17 protein-coding genes are annotated in these 23,270 nt (G+C 67.4%); 10 read left to right on the plus strand and 7 right to left on the minus strand.

Features of this window, described 5'->3' with window-relative positions:
• Positions 1 to 81 precede the first annotated feature (81 nt).
• Both narL and narX read right to left on the minus strand, forming a co-directional pair.
• Positions 82 to 741, minus strand: coding sequence for a two-component system response regulator NarL (gene narL / locus FHW81_RS01980; RefSeq protein WP_003092968.1), 660 nt, complete (start codon positions 739 to 741; stop codon positions 82 to 84).
• Complete coding sequence (gene narX, locus FHW81_RS01985; RefSeq protein WP_003105296.1) at positions 738 to 2,606, minus strand: two-component system sensor histidine kinase NarX; 1,869 nt, start codon at positions 2,604 to 2,606, stop codon at positions 738 to 740. The genes narL and narX overlap by 4 nt, the downstream gene beginning before the upstream one ends.
• Before the next feature lie 174 nt (positions 2,607 to 2,780).
• On the opposite strand from narX, the gene FHW81_RS01990 reads away from it, so the two are divergent.
• The 9 genes from FHW81_RS01990 to FHW81_RS02030 all read left to right on the plus strand — a co-directional run bounded on the left by FHW81_RS01990 (position 2,781) and on the right by FHW81_RS02030 (position 15,688).
• Positions 2,781 to 4,076 carry a nitrate/nitrite transporter gene (locus tag FHW81_RS01990; RefSeq protein WP_003105298.1) on the plus strand — a complete coding sequence of 432 codons (1,296 nt, stop codon included), beginning with the start codon at positions 2,781 to 2,783 and terminating at the stop codon, positions 4,074 to 4,076.
• 11 nt (positions 4,077 to 4,087) lie between these two features.
• Positions 4,088 to 5,494: a nitrate/nitrite transporter NarK2 gene (narK2, locus tag FHW81_RS01995; protein ID WP_030048638.1), complete on the plus strand. Its 1,407-nt coding sequence runs from the start codon at positions 4,088 to 4,090 to the stop codon at positions 5,492 to 5,494.
• 75 nt (positions 5,495 to 5,569) lie between these two features.
• Complete coding sequence (locus FHW81_RS02000) at positions 5,570 to 9,355, plus strand: nitrate reductase subunit alpha (protein ID WP_003105302.1); 3,786 nt, start codon at positions 5,570 to 5,572, stop codon at positions 9,353 to 9,355.
• A gap of 11 nt (positions 9,356 to 9,366) precedes the next feature.
• Positions 9,367 to 10,908: a nitrate reductase subunit beta gene (gene narH / locus FHW81_RS02005; RefSeq protein WP_003092958.1), complete on the plus strand. Its 1,542-nt coding sequence runs from the start codon at positions 9,367 to 9,369 to the stop codon at positions 10,906 to 10,908.
• Between the two features lie 5 nt (positions 10,909 to 10,913).
• A complete protein-coding gene (narJ, locus tag FHW81_RS02010; protein WP_003092956.1) occupies positions 10,914 to 11,654 on the plus strand; it encodes a nitrate reductase molybdenum cofactor assembly chaperone in 741 nt (246 codons plus the stop codon).
• A gap of 2 nt (positions 11,655 to 11,656) precedes the next feature.
• On the plus strand, positions 11,657 to 12,340 hold the full coding sequence (gene narI, locus FHW81_RS02015) for a respiratory nitrate reductase subunit gamma (RefSeq protein WP_003105305.1): 684 nt from the start codon (positions 11,657 to 11,659) through the stop codon (positions 12,338 to 12,340).
• Between the two features lie 54 nt (positions 12,341 to 12,394).
• On the plus strand, positions 12,395 to 13,213 hold the full coding sequence (locus tag FHW81_RS02020) for a peptidylprolyl isomerase (protein WP_003105307.1): 819 nt from the start codon (positions 12,395 to 12,397) through the stop codon (positions 13,211 to 13,213).
• Positions 13,214 to 13,269: 56 nt separating this feature from the next.
• Positions 13,270 to 14,259 carry a GTP 3',8-cyclase MoaA gene (moaA, locus tag FHW81_RS02025; RefSeq protein WP_033980671.1) on the plus strand — a complete coding sequence of 330 codons (990 nt, stop codon included), beginning with the start codon at positions 13,270 to 13,272 and terminating at the stop codon, positions 14,257 to 14,259.
• A 637-nt stretch (positions 14,260 to 14,896) separates the two neighbouring features.
• Positions 14,897 to 15,688 carry an ABC transporter substrate-binding protein gene (locus tag FHW81_RS02030; RefSeq protein WP_003118292.1) on the plus strand — a complete coding sequence of 264 codons (792 nt, stop codon included), beginning with the start codon at positions 14,897 to 14,899 and terminating at the stop codon, positions 15,686 to 15,688.
• Between the two features lie 23 nt (positions 15,689 to 15,711).
• On the opposite strand, the gene dauR is transcribed toward FHW81_RS02030, so the two are convergent.
• The 4 genes from dauR to rhlB all read right to left on the minus strand — a co-directional run bounded on the left by dauR (position 15,712) and on the right by rhlB (position 20,188).
• Positions 15,712 to 16,344: a transcriptional regulator DauR gene (gene dauR, locus FHW81_RS02035; RefSeq protein WP_003113779.1), complete on the minus strand. Its 633-nt coding sequence runs from the start codon at positions 16,342 to 16,344 to the stop codon at positions 15,712 to 15,714.
• Positions 16,345 to 16,406: 62 nt separating this feature from the next.
• Positions 16,407 to 17,534, minus strand: a complete 1,128-nt coding sequence (gene dauA, locus FHW81_RS02040; RefSeq protein WP_010793392.1) for an FAD-dependent catabolic D-arginine dehydrogenase DauA — start codon at positions 17,532 to 17,534, stop codon at positions 16,407 to 16,409.
• A 22-nt stretch (positions 17,535 to 17,556) separates the two neighbouring features.
• On the minus strand, positions 17,557 to 18,504 hold the full coding sequence (dauB, locus tag FHW81_RS02045) for an NAD(P)H-dependent anabolic L-arginine dehydrogenase DauB (protein ID WP_033986687.1): 948 nt from the start codon (positions 18,502 to 18,504) through the stop codon (positions 17,557 to 17,559).
• A 160-nt stretch (positions 18,505 to 18,664) separates the two neighbouring features.
• The gene (rhlB, locus tag FHW81_RS02050; protein ID WP_031630373.1) at positions 18,665 to 20,188 is read right to left on the minus strand and encodes an ATP-dependent RNA helicase RhlB; all 1,524 of its coding nucleotides are present in this window, start codon (positions 20,186 to 20,188) and stop codon (positions 18,665 to 18,667) included.
• Positions 20,189 to 20,471: 283 nt separating this feature from the next.
• Here rhlB and FHW81_RS02055 point away from each other — a divergent pair, with 283 nt between their 5' ends.
• On the plus strand, positions 20,472 to 22,370 hold the full coding sequence (locus tag FHW81_RS02055; protein ID WP_106120609.1) for an acyl-CoA synthetase: 1,899 nt from the start codon (positions 20,472 to 20,474) through the stop codon (positions 22,368 to 22,370).
• A gap of 15 nt (positions 22,371 to 22,385) precedes the next feature.
• Here FHW81_RS02055 and FHW81_RS02060 read toward each other — a convergent pair whose 3' ends face one another.
• Positions 22,386 to 23,033 carry an alpha/beta hydrolase gene (locus tag FHW81_RS02060; protein WP_003105021.1) on the minus strand — a complete coding sequence of 216 codons (648 nt, stop codon included), beginning with the start codon at positions 23,031 to 23,033 and terminating at the stop codon, positions 22,386 to 22,388.
• Positions 23,034 to 23,270: the final 237 nt, after the last annotated feature.

Raw genomic sequence — 23,270 nt, forward strand, 5'->3', positions numbered from 1 at the left:
GGGCGCCTCGTGGAAGGAAGCCGCCAGTATCGACGCAGCGCCGCGGTGGATTTCTTGACCGGAATCAAGCCCGCGCGCGGCTCACACCAGGTCGTTCTCCACCGCCCACACCGCGGCCTCGACCCGCGAACGCATGCCGAGCTTGTGCAGCACCCGCTTGACATGGACCTTCACCGTGCCTTCGGTGATGTCCAGCTTTCGCGCGATCATCTTGTTGCTGTAGCCGTGGGCGATCTGGCGGAGGATCTGCCGTTCGCGCTCGGTCAGCTCGTCGAGGCTCTTCGAGCGGTCGTCGCCCCGCAGGGCCTGGGCGAGGATCTGGGTCAACTGCGGGCTGAGGGTCATCTGTCCGGTGGCGGCCTGGCGGATGTGCTCGAGCAGGCGCTCCGGCTCCATGTCCTTGAGCAGGTAGCCGTCGGCGCCGGCGCGCAGGACGTTGACCACGTCGCCCTTGTCGTCGGACACGGTGAACACCACGATGCGCGCGTCGACTCCGGCCTCGCGCAACGCGCGCAGGGTGTCCAGGCCGTTCATGCCCTTCATGTTCAGGTCCAGCAGGATCATGTCCGGGTCCAGCTCGGCGGCCAGGCGCAGGGCTTCCTCGCCGCTGCCGGCCTCGCCGACCACGCTGAGGTCGTCTTCCAGTTCGAGCAACTGGGCGACGCCCTTGCGCATCATCGGATGGTCGTCCACCAGCAGCAGGCGAACCGGTTCGTCGGCGGTGGCTGGCATGTCCGTCATGGGGTCGGCTCCTTGGCGGCGGAGGGTTGCAGGGCGGTCGGCACGAAGCTGAAGAGCACTCGCGTGCCGTGAGGTGCGCGCGCTTCGAAGCGCAACTGGCTGCCGAGGGTCTGGCCGCGCTCCTGCATGATGGTAAGCCCATAATGGCCGCTGCGGTTCTGCTGCGGATCAAAGCCGACGCCATCGTCCTCGACGGCGATGCTCACCTGGCCGTCGGCCTGGCTGCTCAGGCGCACCCAGGCCCGTTGCGCCTGCGAATGGCGAACCACGTTGGAGAGCGCCTCGCGGACGATCTGCAGGACGTGGATTTCCTCGTTGGGGCTCAGCGGCACGTGTTGCAGGCGGTTGTCCAGTTCGATCGTCACCTCGCCGCGCTCGCCGAACTCGGCCACGGCGTTCCCCAGCGCGGCTTCCAGGCTCGGCTCGTCGAGGCTGAGGCGGAAGGTGGTGAGCAGTTCGCGCAGTTGCCGGTAGGCGCCGTTGAGGCCTTCGCGCAGTTCGTCGAGGGTGTCCTCGATCTTCTCCGCCGGCGCCTCGCGCTTGAGCAGGGTGCCCAGGCGGCTGACCTGGATCTTCAGGTAGGACAGCGACTGTGCCAGCGAGTCGTGCAGTTCGCGGGCGATGGTGCCGCGCTCGGCGAACAGGGCCAGGCGGCTTTCCTGTTCCTGTTGCAGGGACAGGGCGAAGGTGCGGGCGATGTTGTCGCAGAAGGTCTCGATCAGTTGCTGCTGCCAGTTCTCCAGGCGGCCGCTGCGGCTTTCGATGAACAGTTCGCCGAAACGGTGGCCGGCGATGGACAAGGGCTGCATCAGCAATGGCTGGGCCAGGGACGAGGGTTGGTCGCAGGCGCTGGCCTGCTCGCGGCAGCTACCGCAGTCGCCCTGCAGGCAGAAGTCCGCCGGGCGCTCGGTGGTGGTCAGCGAACTGTAGGCGCGCTCGACCCCGTCCTTGTTCAGGCAGAGGGTCACGCGGCCGGCGTCGAGCACTTTCTCCAACTGGTTCAGCAGCGGTTGCAGGGTGCGGCTGTCGTAGGGGTTCTCGCCCAGCCGGCGGGCGCTGGCGTAGAGCAGTTCGAGGCGCTGGTGGCTCTGCGAGAGGGCGCGGGTCTTGTCCTCCACGCGCTCTTCCAGGTCGCCGTAGATGCTCTTCAGCTCGCCGGCCATCTGGTTGAAGCGCTCGCCCAGTTGCGCCAGTTCGTCCTCGCCGCTGTAGGTGACCCGCGCGTCCAGCTCGCCGCGGCCCAGGCGGCGGGCGGTGCTGGTGAGTTCGCGCAGCGGGCCGATGACGTGATAGCTGAGGTCGTAGAGGGTGACGAACACCACCAGCAGGCTGAGGAACAGGCACAGGCCCTGCACCGTGCTGAGCAGTTGCGAGCGGCGCTCGGCCTTGGCCTGGAGGATGCCGACGAAACGGTCGATGTCGCCGACGTAGGCGTCCAGCACGGCGCGTCCGGGCAGCGCGCGCGGGTCCAGGCGCGCGAGGCCCTCGCGCAGCTCCTGGTGCAACTGGCGGATCGGGTCGTCGGCGTCCTGGCGTTGCAGCAGGCGGCGGATGTCGCCGCTGTCGAGGCGTTCGCCGAGGGTCCCGAGCAGCGCCTGGCGGCCTTCCAGGCTGGGCTCCAGGGCGACCCGGTAGGTGAGCATGCGCAACGAGCCGGCGTGGTTGATCACCGCGGCGTCCTGGTGCGTGTAGTCGGCGAAGAGCAGGGCGCTGAACATCCCGATCAGCGCCAGCGATACCAGCAGGGTGAGGTAGCAGCCGAAGCGGACTACCAGGGAGCGGCGCAGGATCGGCTTTCCGGCCCTGTCACTACCTCCAAAGAATCTGTCCCGCTGGTCAGCGTCCGGCGCGGTCGCCTTGTTCATGAGAAAAGCCTTTTAAAACAGTGAGTTGCGCAATAATTTCAGCCGTACCTCTTTCGAGGTAGGGGCGCGCATCTAGGCACGGAACGGCCGGTATTTCATTGATTCCTATCAAATTTGCATAGGAACACCTTCCCTAGGCTCTCGCTGAACGCTGTCCGTGCAGAGAGTTTAGCCATGGCTTCCCTACGTCAGAAACAGTACTCCGTCCTCGGCATGAGTACCTTGTCCTTCGCGGTGAATTTCGCCGTGTGGACGATGTTTTCGATCATCGGCATCCGCATCAAGGACGAGCTCGGCCTGAGCGAATCCCAGTTCGGCCTGATGGTCGCCCTGCCGATCCTCACCGGCTCCCTGGTGCGCCTGCCGCTGGGCCTGATCACCGACCGCTTCGGCGGCCGCATCGTGTTCTTCATCCACATGCTGCTGGTGGCCATCCCGATCTACGGCCTGGCCTTCGCCAGCCAGTACTGGCACTACCTGGTGCTCGGCCTGTTCGTCGGCCTGGCCGGCGGCTCCTTCGCGGTCGGCATCGCCTACACCTCGGCCTGGTTCGAGAAGGAGCGCCAGGGCACCGCGATGGGCATCTTCGGTGCTGGCAATGCCGGCGCGGCGATCACCAACCTGGTGGCGCCGATGATCGTGGTCGCCTTCGGCTGGCGCATGGTGCCGCAGGTCTACTCGGTGGCCATGCTGGTCACCGCCGTGCTGTTCTGGCTGTTCACCTGGACCGATCCGGCGCACCTCAAGGGCGCCGCCGAGGCCAGCCAGCGGCCGACCCTGGCCAAGCAACTGGCGCCGCTCGCCGAGCTGCGCGTCTGGCGCTTCGGCCTGTACTACTTCTTCGTCTTCGGCGGCTTCGTCGCCCTGGCCCTGTGGCTGCCGAAGTACTACATCGCCGAATACGGCCTGGACCTGAAGACCGCGTCCTTCATCACCATGCTGTTCACCCTGCCGTCCGGCCTGATCCGCGCCCTCGGTGGCTGGTTCAGCGACCACTACGGCGCGCGCTCGGTGAACTGGGGCGTGTTCTGGGTCTGCCTGGTGTGCCTGTTCTTCCTCTCCTACCCGCAGACCACCATGACCATCCACGGCATCCAGGGCGACCTCAGCCTGGGCATCGGCCTGAACGTCTGGCTGTTCACCTTCCTGGTGTTCGTCGTCGGCATTGCCCAGGGCTTCGGCAAGGCCAGCGTGTACCGGATCATCCACGACTACTACCCGAGCAACATGGGCACCGTCGGCGGCATGGTCGGGGTGATCGGCGGCCTCGGCGGCTTCTGCCTGCCGATCCTGTTCGGCTACGCCGCCGACCACATCGGCGTGCGCTCCTCCTGCTTCATGTTGCTGTTCGGCCTGACCGTGGTCTGCATGGTCTGGATGCACTACGCGATCAAGCAGCAACGCCGCATCGACGGCCAGGCCGCCTCGGCCGACGTCGACCTTCCTCCCACCCTTCCCACCCACTCCTGAGGAATGCCGTCATGGGCATGATCGCCAATACCCAACTGAAAGCCGCACGGGGACCGCTGCTGCTCGACTGGCGCCCCGAGGACCCCGAGTTCTGGGCGCGCAACGGCAAGCGCATCGCCAGCCGCAACCTGTGGATCTCGATCCCCGCGCTGCTGCTCGCCTTCGCCGTGTGGATGATCTGGAGCACGGTGACTGTGCGCCTGAACAGCGCCGGCTTCGCCTTCAGCAACGACCAGCTGTTCCTGCTCGCGGCGCTGCCGTCGATCTCCGGCGCCACCCTGCGGGTGTTCTATTCGTTCATGGTGCCGATCTTCGGCGGTCGTCGCTGGACCGCCCTGAGCACCGCCTCGATGCTGATCCCGTGCATCTGGCTGGGCTTCGCCGTGCAGGATCCGAGCACCCCGTACTGGGTGTTCGCCCTGATCGCGCTGCTCTGCGGCTTCGGCGGCGGCAACTTCGCCTCGAGCATGTCCAATATCAGCTTCTTCTATCCGAAGAGCCAGCAGGGCACCGCCCTCGGCCTGAATGCCGGGCTCGGCAACCTCGGCGTCTCGGTGATGCAGTTCGCCGTGCCGCTGGCGGTGGCCGGCGGCCTGTTCGGCGCCTTCGGCGGCGAGCCGCAGCAGCTCGGCGACGGCGGTCGCCTGTGGCTGCAGAACGCCGGCTGGATCTGGGTGCCGTTCATCGCCGTGGTATCGGTCGCGGCCTGGTTCGGGATGAACGACATCGCCGACGCCAAGGCCTCGTTCCGCGACCAGGCGGTGATCTTCAAGCGCAAGCACAACTGGCTGATGTGCTGGCTGTACGTGGCCACCTTCGGCTCGTTCATCGGCTTCTCGGCCGGCTTCGCGATGCTCAGCAAGACCCAGTTCCCCGACGTCAACCCGCTGCAATACGCCTTCCTCGGTCCGCTGGTGGGCGCCCTCAGCCGGCCCCTGGGCGGCTGGCTGGCGGACAAGTTCGGCGGCGCGCGGATCACCCTGTGGAACTACGCGCTGATGATCGGCGGGGTGTTCGCGGTGATCGCCTTCCTGCCGGGCGACGGCGGCCAGGGCAAATTCTTCGGCTTCCTTGGCGCCTTCATCCTGCTGTTCTTCTTCGCCGGCATCGGCAACGGCTCAACCTTCCGCATGATCCCGGTGATCTTCCGCAACGAGTGGGTCCGGCGGGTGCGCGACGGCCAGGCCGACGAAGCCGGCGCGGCGCGCAACGCGAGCATGGAGTCGGCCGCGGTGATCGGCTTCTCCGCCGCCATCGGCGCCTTCGGCGGGTTCTTCATCCCGAAGGCGTTCGGCACCTCGCTGCACATGACCGGCAGCGCCGAGGGCGCCCTCTACGTGTTCATCGCCTACTACCTGAGCTGCATCGTCGCCACCTGGTGGTGGTACGCGCGCAAGGGTGCGGAGAGTCCCTGTTGAGTCCGTCGGCAGCAGCCCGCGGCAACCCCTGATTAGCGTTGTAACGCCCGGCACAGACCGGGTGAGGAGATCAAGATGAGTCACCTGCTCGACCGCCTGCAGTTCTTCAAGAAGAAGCAGGGCGAATTCGCCGATGGCCACGGCGAGACCAGCAACGAGAGCCGCGCCTGGGAAGGTGCCTACCGGCAGCGCTGGCAGCACGACAAGATCGTGCGCTCCACCCACGGGGTGAACTGCACCGGCTCCTGCTCCTGGAAGATCTACGTGAAGAACGGCCTGATCACCTGGGAAACCCAGCAGACCGACTACCCGCGCACCCGTCCGGACCTGCCCAACCACGAGCCGCGCGGCTGCCCGCGCGGGGCCAGCTATTCCTGGTACATCTACAGCGCCAACCGCCTGAAGTACCCGAAGGTGCGCAAGCCGTTGCTCAAGCTCTGGCGCGAGGCGCGGGCGCAGCACGGCGACCCGGTGAACGCCTGGGCCAGCATCGTCGAGGACGCCGCCAAGGCGAAGAGCTACAAGAGCCAGCGCGGCCTGGGCGGCTTCGTCCGTTCCAGCTGGGACGAGGTCACCGAGATCATCGCCGCGGCCAACGTCTACACCGCCAAGACCTACGGTCCGGACCGGGTGATCGGCTTCTCGCCGATCCCGGCCATGTCGATGGTCAGCTACGCCGCCGGCGCCCGCTACCTGTCGCTGATCGGCGGGGTCTGCCTGAGCTTCTACGACTGGTACTGCGACCTGCCGCCGGCCAGCCCGCAGATCTGGGGCGAGCAGACCGACGTGCCGGAGTCGGCCGACTGGTACAACTCCAGCTACATCATCGCCTGGGGCTCCAACGTGCCGCAGACGCGGACCCCGGACGCGCACTTCTTCACCGAGGTGCGCTACAAGGGCACCAAGACCGTCTCCATCACCCCGGACTATTCCGAGGTGGCCAAGCTCACCGACCTCTGGCTCAACCCCAAGCAGGGCACCGACGCCGCGCTGGGCATGGCCTTCGGTCACGTGATCCTGAAGGAGTTCCACCTCGACCGGCCGAGCGCCTACTTCGTCGACTACTGCCGCCAGTACACCGACATGCCGATGCTGGTGTTGCTGGAAGAACACGCCGGCGGCGCGTTCAAGCCGACCCGCTACCTGCGCGCCGCCGACCTGGCGGACAACCTCGGCCAGGACAACAACCCCGAGTGGAAGACCATCGCCTACGACGAGCGCAGCGGCGGGCTGGTCTCGCCCACCGGCGCCATCGGCTACCGCTGGGGCGAGTCGGGCAAGTGGAACATCGCCGAGCTGGACGGCAGGAGCGGTGACCAGACGCGCCTGCAACTGTCGCTGCTCGATGGCCCGGAACATGCCTGCGAGGTGGCCTTCCCGTACTTCGCCGGGCAGGAGCACCCGCACTTCAAGGGCGTCGCCAACGACGAGGTACTGCTGCGCCGGGTGCCGTTCCGCGAGATCGTCGCGGCGGACGGCAAGCGCCTGCGGGTGGCCACCGTCTATGACCTGCAGATGGCCAACTACAGCATCGACCGCGGCCTGGGCGGCGACAACGTGGCGACCTCCTACGAGGACGCCGACACGCCCTATACCCCGGCCTGGCAGGAGCGCATCACCGGCGTCCCGGCGGCGCGCGCGACGCAGGTCGCCCGCGAGTTCGCCGACAGCGCCGACAAGACCCGCGGCAAGGCGATGGTGATCATCGGCGCGGCGATGAACCACTGGTACCACATGGACATGAACTACCGCGCGGTCATCAACATGCTGATGATGTGCGGCTGCATCGGCCAGAGCGGCGGCGGCTGGGCGCACTATGTCGGCCAGGAGAAGCTGCGCCCGCAGACCGGCTGGGCGCCGCTGGCCTTCGGCCTGGACTGGAGCCGGCCGCCGCGGCAGATGAACGGCACCAGCTTCTTCTACCTGCACAGCTCGCAATGGCGCCACGAGAAGCTGTCGATGCACGAGGTGCTGTCGCCGCTGGCCGACGCCAGCCGCTTCGCCGAACACGCCCTGGACTACAACATCCAGGCCGAACGCCTCGGCTGGCTGCCGTCGGCGCCGCAACTGAACCGCAACCCGCTGCGCATCGCCGCCGAGGCCGAGGCCGCCGGCCTGCCGGTCGCCGACTATGTGGTGCGCGAACTGAAGAGCGGCGGCCTGCGCTTCGCCAGCGAATCGCCGGACGATCCGCAGAACTTCCCGCGCAACATGTTCATCTGGCGCTCCAACCTGCTGGGCTCCTCCGGCAAGGGGCACGAGTACATGCTCAAGTACCTGCTCGGGGCGAAGAACGGGGTGATGAACGATGACCTCGGCAAGGCCGGCGGTCCGCGTCCCACCGAGGTCGACTGGGTCGACGACGGTGCCGAGGGCAAGCTCGACCTGGTCACCACCCTGGACTTCCGCATGTCCTCCACCTGCATGTACTCGGACATCGTCCTGCCGACCGCTACCTGGTACGAGAAGGACGACCTCAACACCTCCGACATGCACCCCTTCATCCATCCGCTGTCGGCGGCCACCGATCCGGCCTGGGAAGCCAAGAGCGACTGGGAGATCTACAAGGCCATCGCCAAGAAGTTCTCCGCCGTCGCCGAAGGCCACCTCGGCGTGGAGCAGGACCTGGTCACGGTGCCGCTGCTGCATGACACCCCCACCGAGCTGGCGCAGCCGTTCGGCGGCGACGGCCATGACTGGAAGAAGGGCGAGTGCGAGCCGGTGCCGGGACGCAACCTGCCGACGCTGCACCTGGTCGAGCGCGACTACCCGAACGTCTACCGCAAGTTCACCTCGCTCGGTCCGCTGCTGGACAAGCTGGGCAACGGCGGCAAGGGCATCGGCTGGAACACCGAGAAGGAAGTGAAGCTGGTCGGCGACCTCAACCATCGCGTGGTCGAGAGCGGCGTCAGCCAGGGCCGGCCGCGTATCGACAGCGCCATCGACGCCGCCGAGGTGGTCCTCGCCCTGGCTCCGGAAACCAACGGCCAGGTCGCGGTCAAGGCCTGGGAAGCGCTGTCGAAGATCACCGGCCGCGAGCACGCCCACCTGGCGCTGCCCAAGGAAGACGAGAAGATCCGCTTCCGCGACATCCAGGTGCAGCCGCGCAAGATCATCTCCAGCCCGACCTGGTCCGGCCTCGAGGACGAGCACGTCAGCTACAACGCCGGCTACACCAACGTCCACGAGCTGATCCCGTGGCGCACCATCACCGGTCGCCAGCAGTTCTACCAGGATCACCCGTGGATGCAGGCGTTCGGCGAAGGCTTCGTCAGCTACCGGCCGCCGGTCAACACCCGGACCACCGAGAAACTGTTGAACAGGAAGCCCAACGGCAACCCGGAGATCACCCTGAACTGGATCACCCCGCACCAGAAATGGGGCATCCACTCCACCTACAGCGACAACCTGCTGATGCTCACCCTGTCGCGCGGCGGTCCGATCATCTGGCTCAGCGAGCACGACGCGGCCAAGGCCGGGATCGTCGATAACGACTGGGTCGAGGTGTTCAACGCCAACGGCGCGGCGACCTGCCGCGCGGTGGTCAGCCAGCGGGTCAAGGACGGCATGGTGATGATGTACCACGCCCAGGAACGCATCGTGAACGTACCCGGCAGCGAGACCACCGGCACCCGTGGCGGCCACCACAACTCGGTGACCCGCGTGGTGCTCAAGCCGACCCACATGATCGGCGGCTACGCCCAGCAGGCCTGGGGCTTCAACTACTACGGCACGGTCGGCTGCAACCGCGACGAGTTCGTCGTGGTGCGCAAGATGAGCAAGGTCGACTGGCTGGACGAACCCCGCCACGGCGGACTCGGCGGCGACGCCCTGCCGCAACCGCTGCCCCAGGACATTTGAGGAGAGACGCCATGAAAATTCGTTCGCAAGTCGGCATGGTGCTGAACCTCGACAAATGCATCGGTTGCCACACCTGCTCGATCACCTGCAAGAACGTCTGGACCAGCCGCGAAGGCATGGAGTACGCCTGGTTCAACAACGTCGAGACCAAGCCCGGGATCGGCTACCCGAAGGAATGGGAAAACCAGGAGAAGTGGAAGGGCGGCTGGGTGCGCGCGGCAGACGGTTCGATCCGCCCGCGCATCGGCGGCAAGTTCCGCGTGCTGGCGAACATCTTCGCCAACCCGGACCTGCCCGAGATCGACGACTACTACGAACCGTTCGACTTCGACTACCAGCACCTGCATACCGCGCCCAAGGCCGAGCACCAGCCGGTGGCGCGCCCGCGCTCGCTGGTCTCCGGGCAGCGCATGGAGAAGATCGAGTGGGGCCCGAACTGGGAGGAGATCCTCGGCACCGAGTTCGCCAAGCGGCGCAAGGACAAGAACTTCGACCAGGTCCAGGCGGACATCTACGGTGAGTACGAGAACACCTTCATGATGTACCTGCCGCGCCTCTGCGAGCACTGCCTGAACCCGGCGTGCGTGGCGTCCTGCCCGAGCGGGGCGATCTACAAGCGCGAGGAGGACGGCATCGTCCTGATCGACCAGGACAAGTGCCGCGGCTGGCGGATGTGCATCTCCGGCTGCCCGTACAAGAAGATCTACTTCAACTGGAAGAGCGGCAAGTCCGAGAAGTGCATCTTCTGCTACCCGCGCATCGAGGCCGGCCAGCCCACCGTCTGCTCGGAGACCTGCGTCGGGCGCATCCGCTACCTCGGCGTGCTGCTCTACGACGCCGACCGTATCCACGAAGTGGCCAGTTGCGAGAACGAGCGCGAGCTGTACGAGAAGCAACTGGAGATCTTCCTCGATCCGTTCGACCCGGCGGTGATCGCCCAGGCGCGCAAGGATGGGGTGGCCGACAGCGTCATCGAGGCGGCGCAGAAGTCGCCGGTGTACAAGCTGGCGATGGACTGGAAGCTGGCCCTGCCGCTGCACCCGGAATACCGCACGCTGCCGATGGTCTGGTACGTGCCGCCGCTGTCGCCGATCCAGAACGCCGCCGCCGAGGGGCACATCGGCAGCGACGGGGTGATCCCGGACGTCGAGTCGCTGCGCATCCCCGTGCAGTACCTGGCCAACCTGCTCACCGCCGGCGACACCGCGCCGGTGCTGCTGGCGCTCAAGCGCCTGCTGGCGATGCGCGCCTACAAGCGCGCCGAGCACGTCGAAGGCCGCCAGGACCTGGAGGTGCTGGCCAAGGTCGGGTTGAGCGTGGAGCAGGTGGAGGAGATGTACCGCTACCTGGCCATCGCCAACTACGAGGATCGCTTCGTGATCCCCAGCGCGCACCGCGAGGAAGCGCTTTCCGATGCCTTCGCCGAGCGTTCCGGCTGTGGCTTCAGCTTCGGCAACGGCTGTTCCGGCGGCAGCAACTCCGCCGTCAACCTGTTCGGCGGCAAGCCGACCAACCGCCGCGACGTGATCCAGGTCGTGCAGATCCAGGAGTGAGCGCCATGAACGATCACAGCCAACTGTTCCGCCTGCTCGCCCTGCTACTCGACTATCCACGCGCCGAGCTGCGCGAGGAGAGCCTCGGCCTGCATGCGCTGATCCGCACCTGCGAACTGCCGGAAGCGCTGCGCGACGGCCTCGCGGCGCTGCTCAACGAGCTCTGCCAGGGCGACCTGCTGGACGTCCAGGCGCGCTACGACGGTCTCTTCGAGCGCGGCCGCTCGGTCTCGCTGCTGCTCTTCGAGCACGTCCACGGCGAGAGCCGCGACCGTGGCCAGGCGATGGTCGACCTGCTCGACCGCTATACCGGGGCCGGCCTGCAGATCGACGTACCGGAGCTGCCGGACTACCTGCCGCTGTACCTCGAATACCTGTCGCTGCTGCCGTTCGCGGCGGCCAGCGAAGGGCTCGCCGAAGTGGCGCACATCCTCGGCCTGCTGGCGCTGCGCCTGGAGGAACGCGGCAGCGCCTATGCGGCGATTTTCGAGGCGTTGCTGGAACTCGGCGGCGAGCGCCCGGACCTCGGCGCGTTGCGTCGCGACCAGGCCCAGGAACAGCGCGACGACAGCCTGGAGGCCATCGACCGGGCCTGGGAGGAAACCCCGGTGAGCTTCACCGACCCCGCCGGCGGTTGCCCGTCGAGCAGCGGCCGCCGTCCAACGGCGTCCACCGAACAACCATTGCAATGGGTCGCCCAGCCGGTACCGCAGATGCAGTACCGCGCGGCCCGCGAAGGAGTCTGAGCATGTCGACCAATCTTCTGTTCTTCGGGATCTATCCCTATGTCGCGCTGCTGATCTGCCTGGTCGGCAGCTGGGCGCGCTTCGACCTCTCGCAGTACACCTGGAAGGCCGGTTCCAGCCAGATGCTCAGCAAGAAGGGCATGCGGGTATACAGCAACCTATTCCACGTCGGCGTGCTGTTCATCCTCGCCGGCCACTTCGTCGGCCTGCTGACCCCGGCCTCGGTCTACCACCACCTGATCAGCACCGAGAACAAGCAACTGCTGGCGATGGTCTCCGGCGGCTTCTTCGGCGTGCTCTGCTTCATCGGCCTGAGCGGACTGATCCTGCGCCGCCTGACCGACGCACGGGTGCGCGCCACCGGCAACGCCTCCGACCTGATGATCCTGCTGGTGCTCTACGCCCAGCTGATCCTCGGCCTCTCCACCATCGTCGCCTCGACCCATCACATGGATGGCTCGGTGATGGTGATGCTCGCCGAATGGGCCCAGGCCATCGTCACCCTGCGTCCGCTGGCGGCGGCCGAGGCCATCGCGCCGGTGGGCCTGGTCTACAAGCTGCACGTCGGCCTGGGCCTTACCCTGTTCGTGCTGTTCCCCTTCACCCGCCTGGTGCACATCGTCAGCGCGCCGGTGTGGTACCTGGGCCGGCGCTACCAGATCGTGCGTCAGAAACGTCCTGCCTGAACCCTGGGCGGCCGGCGCATCCGGCGCCGGCCCGCCGAACCGAGGTGATCGATCATGAGTTGCTCCCACTACGAAGAACGCGTCGAGAAGGTCGAACTGCCGCAACTGAAGGTCAACGGCATGGCCATCGGCGAAGACCTGCTGGCCCGCGAACTGCAATACCACCCGGCGGACAGCTATGCGCTGGCGCTGGAGGCCGCCTGCCGTGCGCTGATCGTCCGCCAGTTGCTCCTGCAACGGGCCGACGCGCTGGGCATCGAGGCCCGCTGCGAAGACGGCGAGACGCCGGAGGAAGCGCGCATCCGCCAATTGCTGGAGGAAGAGGTGCAGGTCCCGGAAGCCGACGAAGACGCCTGCCGGACCTGGTACGCGGCCAATCCGGGGCGCCTGCTCGGCCCCTGGCGCCTGCAATTGCGCCATGTGCTGCTGGCCTGCGCGCCGGACGACCTGGAAGGCCGCGAGACGGCGCGCAAGCAGGCCGCGGAGCTGCTCGACGAGTTGCGCGGGCATCCCGAGCGCTTCGTCGACCTGGCCCGGCGTTTCTCCGCCTGCCCGTCGAAGGAGTCGGGTGGCGACCTTGGCTGGATCGAGCCGGGGCAGACCGTCCCCGAATTCGAGAAGCGCCTGCTGCGCCGCGCGCCCGGGCTGCTCGAGCATCCGCTGGAAAGCCGCTATGGCCTGCATGTGGTGGAACTGCTGGCGCGCGAAGGCGGCGAGCCGCTCGACTTCGACGCGGCCCGCGCACAGATCGCCGCGCACCTGCAAGCGCAGGTGTTGCAGCGAGCGGTGGGACAGTACATCGGCGTGCTGGCGGGAGACGCCTGCATCGAGGGCTTCGCCTTCGAGGGTGCGGATGGGGCGCTGGTGCAATAGCCTTCGGCGCCGATGTTTCCCTCTCCCTCCCGAAGATCAAACGGAGTACCCAGGACATGACCGACTGGATCGATGGCCAAGGCCGACAGATCGACTACCTGCGCCTGTCGGTCACCGACCGTTGCGACTTCCGCTGTGTCTACTGCATGGCCGAGGACATGCGCTTCCTGCCGCGCCAGCAGGTGCTGACCCTGGAGGAGATCGAGCGGGTCGCCCGGCTGTTCGTCGCCGGCGGTGTGCGCAAGCTGCGCCTGACCGGCGGCGAGCCGCTGGTGCGGCCCGGCATCGTCGGCCTGTGCGAGCGCCTGGCGGCACTGCCGGGGTTGCGCGAACTGTGCATGACCAGCAACGGCTCGCAACTGGTGCGCTACGCCCGGCCGTTGTACGACGCCGGCCTGTCGCGTCTCAACATCAGCCTCGATACCCTCGATCCGCTGCGCTTCCGGGCGATCACCCGCAACGGCGAGCTGGACAAGGTGCTGGGCGGCATCGACGCCGCCCAGGCCGCCGGTTTCCGCCGGATCAAGCTGAACGCGGTGGTGATGAAGGGGCGCAACGCCGATGAGGTGCCGGCGCTGGTGGACTTCGCCATCGCCCGCAGCCTGGATATCAGCTTCATCGAGGAGATGCCGCTTGGCCAGGTCGGCCGCGAACGTGGCGAGAGCTTCTGCTCCAGCGACGAAGTACGCGCGCTGATCGCCCAGCGCCACGCCTTGCTCGACAGCGCCGAGCAGAGCGGCGGGCCGGCGCGCTACGTGCGCCTGGTCGAGCATCCGCAGACACGCATCGGCTTCATCTCGCCGCACTCGCACAACTTCTGCGCCACCTGCAACCGCCTGCGCCTGACCGTCGAGGGCCGCCTGCTGCTGTGCCTCGGCCACGAGCATTCGCTCGACCTGCGCGCGCTGCTGCGCCGCCACCCGCTGCACGACGGGCCGTTGCTGGAAGCGATCGGCGAGGCGCTCCAGCGCAAGCCGGCGCGCCATGAATTCAGCGCCGCCGGCGAGGTGCAGGTGCTGCGCTTCATGAACATGAGCGGCGGCTGAGGCGACTCGGGGCGCCTCCAGCGGGCCTTCGCCAGCGGCCAGGGCGAGGCCGCTCTTCTGGTAGGCCAGCAGGGTCTCGTCGCCGGTCTCGCTGCTGTACAGCTCGCCCCCGGAAAACATCACGGCATAACCGTCGCAGGAACTGCGTGCGATCACCTAGCTGCGCCGCGCGTCCGGGTGGCCGGGCATGTCCAGCCCGACCGGGTCCCGTACGTCGCTCAGGCACCCTTCGGTACTCGCGCTCGGCGCCGACCTGGGCGCGCTAGCTGGCGGAGCGCGGCTTGCGACGGGTAGCGAAGCCTCTCAAGGGCGTTGACGAAACGAAAAAATCCCCGCGGCATGAGCGTGACGCGGGGATCCAGGCGTAAATAGAGCCTTAACCGTGATAGCTGAAATGGAGCAAGGGGTGATGTCTGCGTAGCGGAACACCTCGCGGGGTGGCTGTGTATGGCTCAAGACTAAGTCCCGCGGGCCGGCGGGCCTATTCCTCGAAGGAGGTAAGGAGGGGTAGCGGAGGAGGGACGGCGATTGACGATGTATACTTTTTGGTCCAGATTGGACGAAAAGTATAAAGGCGGATCACCGTCTGTTTCCTGCCCGGGCCGCGGGCGCACCTTCGTCACCCCTGGAGTCGTCCATGATCAAGTCGCTGAACACCAAGAACCTGCTGGGAGGCCTGCTGCTCGGCGTGCTCGCCAGCGGATCCGCCGTCGCCGCCGATGGCAACCTGCGGATCGGCATCGAGGCCGCCTACCCGCCGTTTTCCTTCAAGACCGCCGAAGGCGAACTGGCCGGCTTCGACTACGACATCGGCAACGCGCTGTGCGCGCAGATGCAGGTGAAGTGCCAGTGGATCGAGCAGGAGTACGATGGCCTGATTCCCTCGCTGAAAGTTCGCAAGATAGACGCCGCGCTGTCCTCCATCACCATCACCGAGGAACGCCGGCGCTCGGTGGACTTCACCCACAAGTACTACTTCACGCCGGGCCGCCTGGTGATGAAGGAAGGCGCCCAGCTCGACGACAGCTTCAGCCAGTTGGCCGGCAAGCGCATCGGCGTGCAGCGCGGCGCTACCGCCGACCGCTTCGCCAGTGCGGTGCTGGCCAAGGCCGGTGCCGAAGTGGTGCGCTACACCAGCCAGGACGAGATCTACCTGGACCTGGTGGCCGGCCGCCTCGACGCCACCTTCGCCGACTCCATCCCGCTGCAGACCGGCTTCCTCGATACCCCGCGCGGCAAGGGCTACGCCTTCGTCGGGCCGGAGTTCAAGGACCCGAAATACTTCGGCGAGGGCGCCGGGATCGCGGTGCGCAAGGGGGACGCCGAGCTGGTCGGCAAGCTCAACGCGGCGATCGACGCGATTCGTGCCGACGGGACCTACAAGCGCATCGAGGGCAAGTACTTCAAGAGCGACATCTACGGCGACTGACCGCTCGCCGGCGGCGGCTGCCGTCAGTCGCCGCCTTCCTTCAGCTCCTTGAGGTGCTTGTAGACCGTCGCCCGGCCCATGTTCAGCACGTTGGCCACATAGTTGGCCGCGCTCTTGCCCTTGAACGCGCCCTCGGCGTGCAGGGCCAGGACCAGTTCGCGCTTGTGCTCGCGGGTCAGCAGGTTCAAGCCGAGCTGGCGCTGCCGCAGCCAGCCGTGCAGGAAGGTGTTGATGCGCTCCTGCCAGTCGTCGCGGAACAGCGCGTCCGGTTGCGGAATCAGCTTGCTCGGCGAGAGGAACAGGTCGAGTGCCGCCTTGGCGCTCTCGAACAGGCTGATGTTCAGGTTGATGCACAGCACCGCCAGCGGCTGGCCGGCGGAGTCGCGCAGCACGGTGCTGACCGAGCGGATCTTCTGCCCGTCCCAGTTGAGCTTCTCGTAGGGACCGATGTTGCGCTCGTCGCTATCGCCTTCGAGCATGTCTTCCAGCGCCGAGTCGTCGCCGACCTCGCGCTTGGACAGGTTGTTGGCGATGTAGTCGACCCGCTGGCTGCGCAGGTCGTGCAGGACCACTTCGGCGTGGGGGAAGAACAGGGTGGCGATGCCGTCGGCGATCGCCCGGTAGTTCTCCAGGCTGGGGTCTTGGCTCGGGCTCATGCGCAGGAACTCTCGTGGGACGGCGGGCGAGGCGAGTGTGCCGCAAACCCGCCGCCGGGTCATCAGGGGGACAGGCGGCGCGGCGACAGCATCGCCTCGTCCAGGCCGTGCTCGCGCAGGTGCGCCGGCAGCGGCTGGTGGCGGATCAGCGCGGCGCTGGCCTCGCCCATCGCCGCCGAGGTCTGGATACCGTAGCCGCCCTGGGCGGCGACCCAGAAGAAGCCTTCCGCATCGGCGGCGTAGCCGGCCACCAGGTCGCCGTCGGCAACGAACGAGCGCAGCCCCGCCCAGGTGTGTTCCGGACGGCGAATGGTGAGGGTGGTGGCTTCTTCGATCAGGTACATGCCGGTGGCGATGTCCAGTTGCTCGGGCTGCACGTCGTGGGCCTCGACCGGATCGGCGTTGGCCGGCGAGCCGAGCAGCATGCCAGCGTCCGGCTTCAGGTAGAAGGATTCGTCGAGGCTGACCAGCATCGGCCAGTCGTGGCAGTCGATGCCCGGCGGCGGGGCGAAGATGAAGGCCGAGCGGCGCTTGGGTTGCAGGCCCAGCGGGCGGACGCCGGCCAGCCCGGCGATGGTGTCGCACCAGGCGCCCGCGGCGTTGATCAGCACCGCCGCGCGGTAGCTGCCGGCGGCGCAGTGGACTTCCCAGGCGCCGTCGACCCGGCGGATCTCCAGCGCTTCGTGGTTGCACAGGACCTGCCCCTGGTTGCGGCGGATGCCGCGCAGGTAGCCCTGGTGCAGGGCGTCGGTATCGATGTCGGCGCCGGTGGGGTCGTAGGTGGCGCCGAAGACCTTGTCGCGACGCAGCACCGGCACGATCGAGCAGGCCTGTTCCGCGTCCAGCAGGCGCATCTGCGGCACCAGCGCCTTGCCGCTTTCGTATTGGCGGCGGAGTTCTTCCGGATCGTCGCTGAAGTCGACCACCATTTCCGGACGCGGGCTGAGCAGCGGATGCTCGCAGAAGCCGGCCGGCGGGTTGTCGAAGAAGGCCCGGCTGGCGGCGGTGAGCGCGCGCACCTGGGGTGTGCCGTAGGCCACCGTGTAGTGCGCGGCGGAGCGGCCGGTGGAGTGGTAGCCGGGCTGCGCCTCGCGCTCCAGCACCACGACCCGGCCGTGGGCCGACAGCCAGTAGCCGGTGGATGCGCCGGCGATGCCGGCACCGATGACGAGGTAATCCGCTTCGATCATGCTGCTCTCCTGCATCACGCGATCAGCCTGCCTGGCGCAGGCGGTAGAGGGCGTTGGCCAGGGCTACGTCTTCCAGGCCCAGGCCGATCGAGCGGAAGAACGCCGGGCGCCGGTATTCCGGACGTGGCGCCTGGCCGCTGAGCAGTTCGGCGAGGTCGCCGCGGATCGCCTCGGGGCTCCAGCCATGCTGTTCGGCGGCGATCAGCATCTCGCCGGCGGAGCCTGGGGTGGTGTGCCGGTAGTCGCAATAGACGTCCATGGCCGCCAGGCTTTCCGCCGGTACCTCATGGGCGCGGGGCGCGTTGGTGCTGATCGAGGTGACCAGCGCCGGGCGCTTGAGTTGGCGCGGGTCGATCACTGCTCGGGCCGAGGAGGTGCAGAGCAGGATCACATCGGCTTCGTCCAGCGCTTCCTCCAGGCTGCCGGCGGCTTCGGCGCGCGCGTCGATGGCGCGCAGGCTTTGCAGGCGGCGCTCGTCCAGGCACGGCGAATGGACTCGCACGCCCTGCCAGTCACGCAGGCCCTTCACGTATTGCAGGTGGGCATGGGCTACCGGTCCGCTGCCGATCAGCGCCAGGCGGCCGGCTTCGGCCGGAGCCAGGGCATCCACCGCCACGGCGGTGGTGGCGGCGGTGCGCGCGGTGGTCAGCCGGGCGGCATCGCAGAGCAGCAAGGGCTGGCCGGTCTGCATCGACATCAGCAGGGTCCAGGCGGTGACCAACGGGCCCTGTTCGCGAACGATGTAGGGTGAAGTCTTGACTCCGTAGACCTGTTCCTGGGCGAGCACGCCGAGGTAGTTGATGAAGTCGCCGCGACCGGCGGGGAACTCCACCAGTTGCTGGGCCGGCTGGAGCGCCTGGCCGGCGGCCAGGTCGAGGAACAGCTGGCGCATGGCCTGGAGGACGTCGATACGGGCGAGCAGTTGCTCGGCTTCGGCCTGCTGGACGATCAGGGGAGTGGCGGCGCTCATGCGATCTCCGGAATGGATGTAAACAATTTGTCCATTCTGGACTTTAAGGTATTGCCGGGCAAGCGCCGACCCGCCTCGATGACCGACGGCGGCACCTGCGTGTCGCAGAAACGAAAAAGGCGAAGCCGGATGGCTTCGCCTTTTTTCTCCACGCCTGCGTTCAGTGCTTGCGCGGTACCGGCTTGAGCAGTTCGGCCGGCGGCATCTCGCAGGTGATCTTGCGGCCCAGCAGTTCTTCGATCGGCGGCAGGGCGAAGGCATCGTCCTCGCCGGCGAAGCTGATCGAGGTGCCCGAGGCGCCGGCGCGGCCGGTACGACCGATACGGTGTACGTAGTCGTCCGGGTCCTCCGGCAGGGTGAAGTTGATCACATGGCTGATGCCGTCGATGTGGATGCCGCGGCCGGCCACGTCGGTTGCCACCAGGACGCGGATCTTGCCTTCGCGGAAGCCTTCCAGGGTGCGGATGCGCTTGTGCTGCGGTACGTCGCCGGACATCTGGGCGGCGCTGATGCCGTCCTTGGTCAGGCGTTCCTCGATGCGGCGGACTTCGTCCTTGCGGTTGGCGAAGACCATCACCCGTTCCCAGTTGTTCTGTGCCACCAGGTTGTACAGCAGCTTGTACTTGTCGCTGCCGGCCACGGCGTAGACATGCTGCTCGACGGTGTCGCTGGCGACGTTCTCCGGCTCGATCTCGACGATCGCCGGATCGACGGTCCACTGCTTGGCGAGGTTCATCACGTCGTCGGTGAAGGTCGCCGAGAACAGCAGGGTCTGGCGTTCGCCCTTGTGCGGGGTCTGCCGGATGATCTGCCGGACCTGCGGGATGAAGCCCATGTCGAGCATGCGGTCGGCTTCGTCGAGGACCATCACCTCGACCATGTCCAGGTGCACCTCGCCGCGCTGGTTGAAGTCCAGCAGACGGCCTGGGGTGGCTACCAGGATGTCGCAGAAGCGCGCTTCCAGCTGCTTGAGTTGCTTGTCGAAGTCCATGCCGCCGACGAAGGTCATCACGTTCAGCCCGGTGTACTTGGTCAGCGCCGCGGCGTCCTTGGCGATCTGTACCACCAGTTCGCGGGTCGGGGCGATGATCAGCGCGCGCGGCTCGCCCATGTAGCGCTCTTTCGGCGGCGGGGTCTGCAGCAACTGGGTGATGATCGAGATGAGGAACGCGGCGGTCTTGCCGGTGCCGGTCTGGGCGCGGCCGATGGCGTCCTGGCCGCGCAGGGTGAAGCCCAGTACCTGCGCCTGGATCGGCGTGCAGTAGGGGAAGCCGAGGTCATGGATGGCGTGCATCAGGCTCGGGGCGAGGTTGAAGTCGTGGAAGCGGGTCTTGCCTTCCTGCGGTTCGACCACGAAGTCTTCCAGCTTCCAGTTGTCCACCGGCTTCGGCTTGCGTTCGCGGCGCGGCTTGTCGGTGCGCGGCTTGGCGTCCCGGCCTTCTTTGCCGGCGGGTTTGGCGGGCTTTTCGGCTTTCTCGGCCTTTTCAGCGGCGCGCGGGGCGCCGGACTCGTTGTCGGCGTGCGGGGGGCGCGGTTTGCGTGGGCGTTTCTCGGTCGGCTTTTCGCCGGTGGGGGCGGTACCTTTCGCGGTAGCGCCGGCAGGGCCTTGCGGGACCGGGGAGGAACCGCTCTGCGGCTGGGTTCCGTCGGCCTTGCCGAAGATTTTCTTGAGTGCTTTGAGCACGGCGATCTCGTAGTGGTTAAGGAATGAACGGGCGCCAGTGTAAAGCATGTTGCCAGCGGGGAGAAATCCATGCTTGGTCGGGCACCTCCAGGCCTGGCCGGACGGGGCCTGGAGGGGGCTGCGCGAAGTTCCCGGGAGAGCCTCCGGGAGGGTTCGTGCGCGGGACCGGCGGCGCGCTACAAAAAGACAACGGTAGGGCGACGACGGGGGTGGCATCTTCGGGATGGTGCCGGAGCGATCCGGCGAGTGTCCGCCCACTCACCAACGGAAGAACAAGAAAACCATGAATCCGTCCCCATCGATCGCCGGGCTGAGCGATATCGAAGCCCTGGAACGCGTGCCGCTGGAACAGCGCGACCTGCCGTCCAGCACCTACGAACTGTTGCAACGCTCGGCCCGGCGCCACGGCCAGCGTATCGCCCTGAGCTGCCTGCTGCATGGCAGCGCCGCCGAAGAACCGTTGCGGATCAGCTATGCCGAGCTGTTCGCCCGCGTCACCCAGACCGCCAACGCCTTGCACCGGCTGGGCCTGGAAAGCCACCAGGCGGTGTCCTTCCTGCTGCCCAACCTGCCGCAGACCCACTACGTGATCTGGGGCGGCGAGGCCGCCGGGATCGTCAATGCGATCAACCCGCTGCTGGAGCCGGAGCACATCGCCGAGCTGATCCGCGCCTCCAACACCCGGGTGCTGGTGACCCTGGCGCCGTTCCCCGGCACCGACCTGTGGCAGAAGGTCGCCGGCCTGCGCGCGCAGTTGCCGGAGCTGTACGCGATCGTCGTGGTCGATCCGGCCAACCTGTTACCGGCGCCGCAGCGCGAGGCGCTCAAGGCCCAGCGCGGGCCGCTGCCGGAGGGCGTGCTGGACTTCGATACGCTGATCGCCGACTGCCCGGCAGACCGCCTGGAGAGCGGACGGGCGATCCATCCGGACGACGTCGCTTCCTATTTCCACACCGGCGGCACCACCGGCACGCCGAAGCTGGCGCCGCACAGCCACTTCAACGAGGTGGCGATGGCCGAGATCATGGGCCTGAACGCCGACTACGGGGTGGACGACGTGCTGCTCTGCGGCCTGCCGCTGTTCCACGTCAACGGCGTGATGGTTACCGGCCTGGCGCCCTTCCATCGCGGCGCCCAGGTGCTCCTGGCCGGGCCCCAGGGCTACCGCAATCCGACCCTGATCCAGGACTTCTGGAAGCTGGTGGAACGCTACCGGGTCACCAGCTTCAGTGGCGTGCCGACCATCTACGCGGCGTTGCTGCAGGTCCCCAGCGATGGCCGCGACCTGTCCAGCCTGCGTTTCGCCCTGTGCGGCGCGGCGCCGATGCCGGTGGAGCTGATCCGCCAGTTCGAGGCGCGTACCGGGCTCAAGGTGATCGAGGGCTACGGCCTCACCGAAGGTACCTGCGGCACCAGTTGCAACCCGCGTGGCGGCGAGCGCCGGCCGGGTTCGATCGGCCTGCGCCTGCCGTACTGCCAGGTGAAGGTCGCGGTGCTCGACGGCGAGGGCAATTACCTGCGCGATGCCGCGCCGAACGAGGTGGGCAACCTCTGCCTGAAGGGCCCGACGGTGTTCAAGGGCTACCTGCAACAGGACCGGAACCGCGATATCTGGATCGGCGATGGCTGGTTCAATACCGGCGACCTCGGTCGTATCGACGAGGACGGCTACATCTGGCTCACCGGGCGCAGCAAGGACCTGATCATTCGCGGTGGCCACAACATCGACCCACAGATGATCGAAGAAGCGCTGCACCGGCATCCGGCCGTGGCCCTGGCGGCGGCGGTGGGCAAGCCGGACGCCAGGGCCGGCGAGCTGCCGGTGGCGTATATCCAGCTCAAGCCCGGCGCCAGCGCCAGCGAGGAAGAGCTGCTGGAGCACGCCAGCCGCCACGTACCGGAGCGCGCGGCGGTGCCCAAGGATATCTGGCTGATCGAGAGCATGCCGGTCACCGCGGTGGGCAAGACCTTCAAGCCGGCGCTGCGCCTGGACGCGATCCGCCGGGTGCTGGAGGAGGAAAGCCGGAGGATCGCCGAGGATATCCGCGTGGAGGTGGTCGCCGACGAGCGCCACGGCCAGCTCGCCCACCTGCACGTTCCCGCGCTTGACGAAAGACGCCGGGCGGCGCTGGAAGAGCTGCTCGGCGGCTACGCGCTGAACTACCGGCTGCACGCCGTCTGAGAGAAGCTCCGGGCGTCAGAGGCGCTTGCGCAGCCAGGCGCCGATGTCGTGGATTTCCTCCAGGGACACCTCGTGGCCCATCGGGTAGTCGTGCCAGCCCACCTCCACGCCCTGCGCCTGCAAGGCGTCATGGGCCGCGCGGCCAAGCGCCGGGTCGACCACGTCGTCCTGGCTGCCGTGCAGGTGCAGGACCGGAATCCGCTTGTGGCGCTCGTCCAGCGCCAGGTCGTCGAAGGTCGGCGCGTAGGTGGATAGCGCCAGCACCCCGCCGAGCGGCTGGGCGTAGCGGCGGAAGGCGGTATGCAGGACCACCGCGCCGCCCTGCGAGAAACCGGCGAGGATGATTCGCTCGGCGGCGATGCCCTTGGCGCGCTGTTCATCGATGAGAGCGATGACCTGGTCGGCGGAGGCGTTCAACTGGTCTTCGTCGATGGCCCGCGCCGGACTGAAGGCAAGGATGTCGTACCAGCTCGGCATGACCCAGCCGCCATTGACCGTCACCGCCTGGCTCGGCGCCTGGGGGAGGATGAAGCGGGTGCTCGGCAGGACCATCTGCAGGGCTTCGGCCACCGGTTTGAAGTCGGTACGGTCGGCGCCCAGGCCGTGCAGCCAGATGATACAGGCGTCGGCATTCGGGGCATCGAGGATCAGGGGTTCGCTCATGACGGCTCCAGGCAGGGGGCATATGCGTTCGGAATGGGAGGACCATTCGACAACAGGCGCTTTCCCGCTCGCAAGTCGGCCAGATTGTCGCAGATCATGCATTCGCCAATTTCCCGCGGATGCGCTTTGCTAAGGGAAGTGCGCCGGGTACGCCGTTCGTCGCCCGCCGCGGTCGCGCCGCCGGCTGCCTCTGCCGGTGCCGCGGCGCTTGCGGTTACAGTGCGGCGACCGGCCCGG

It is taken from the genome of Pseudomonas sp. RC10-4-2 (genome assembly GCF_050433085.1).
GTDB lineage: Bacteria > Pseudomonadota > Gammaproteobacteria > Pseudomonadales > Pseudomonadaceae > Pseudomonas > Pseudomonas aeruginosa.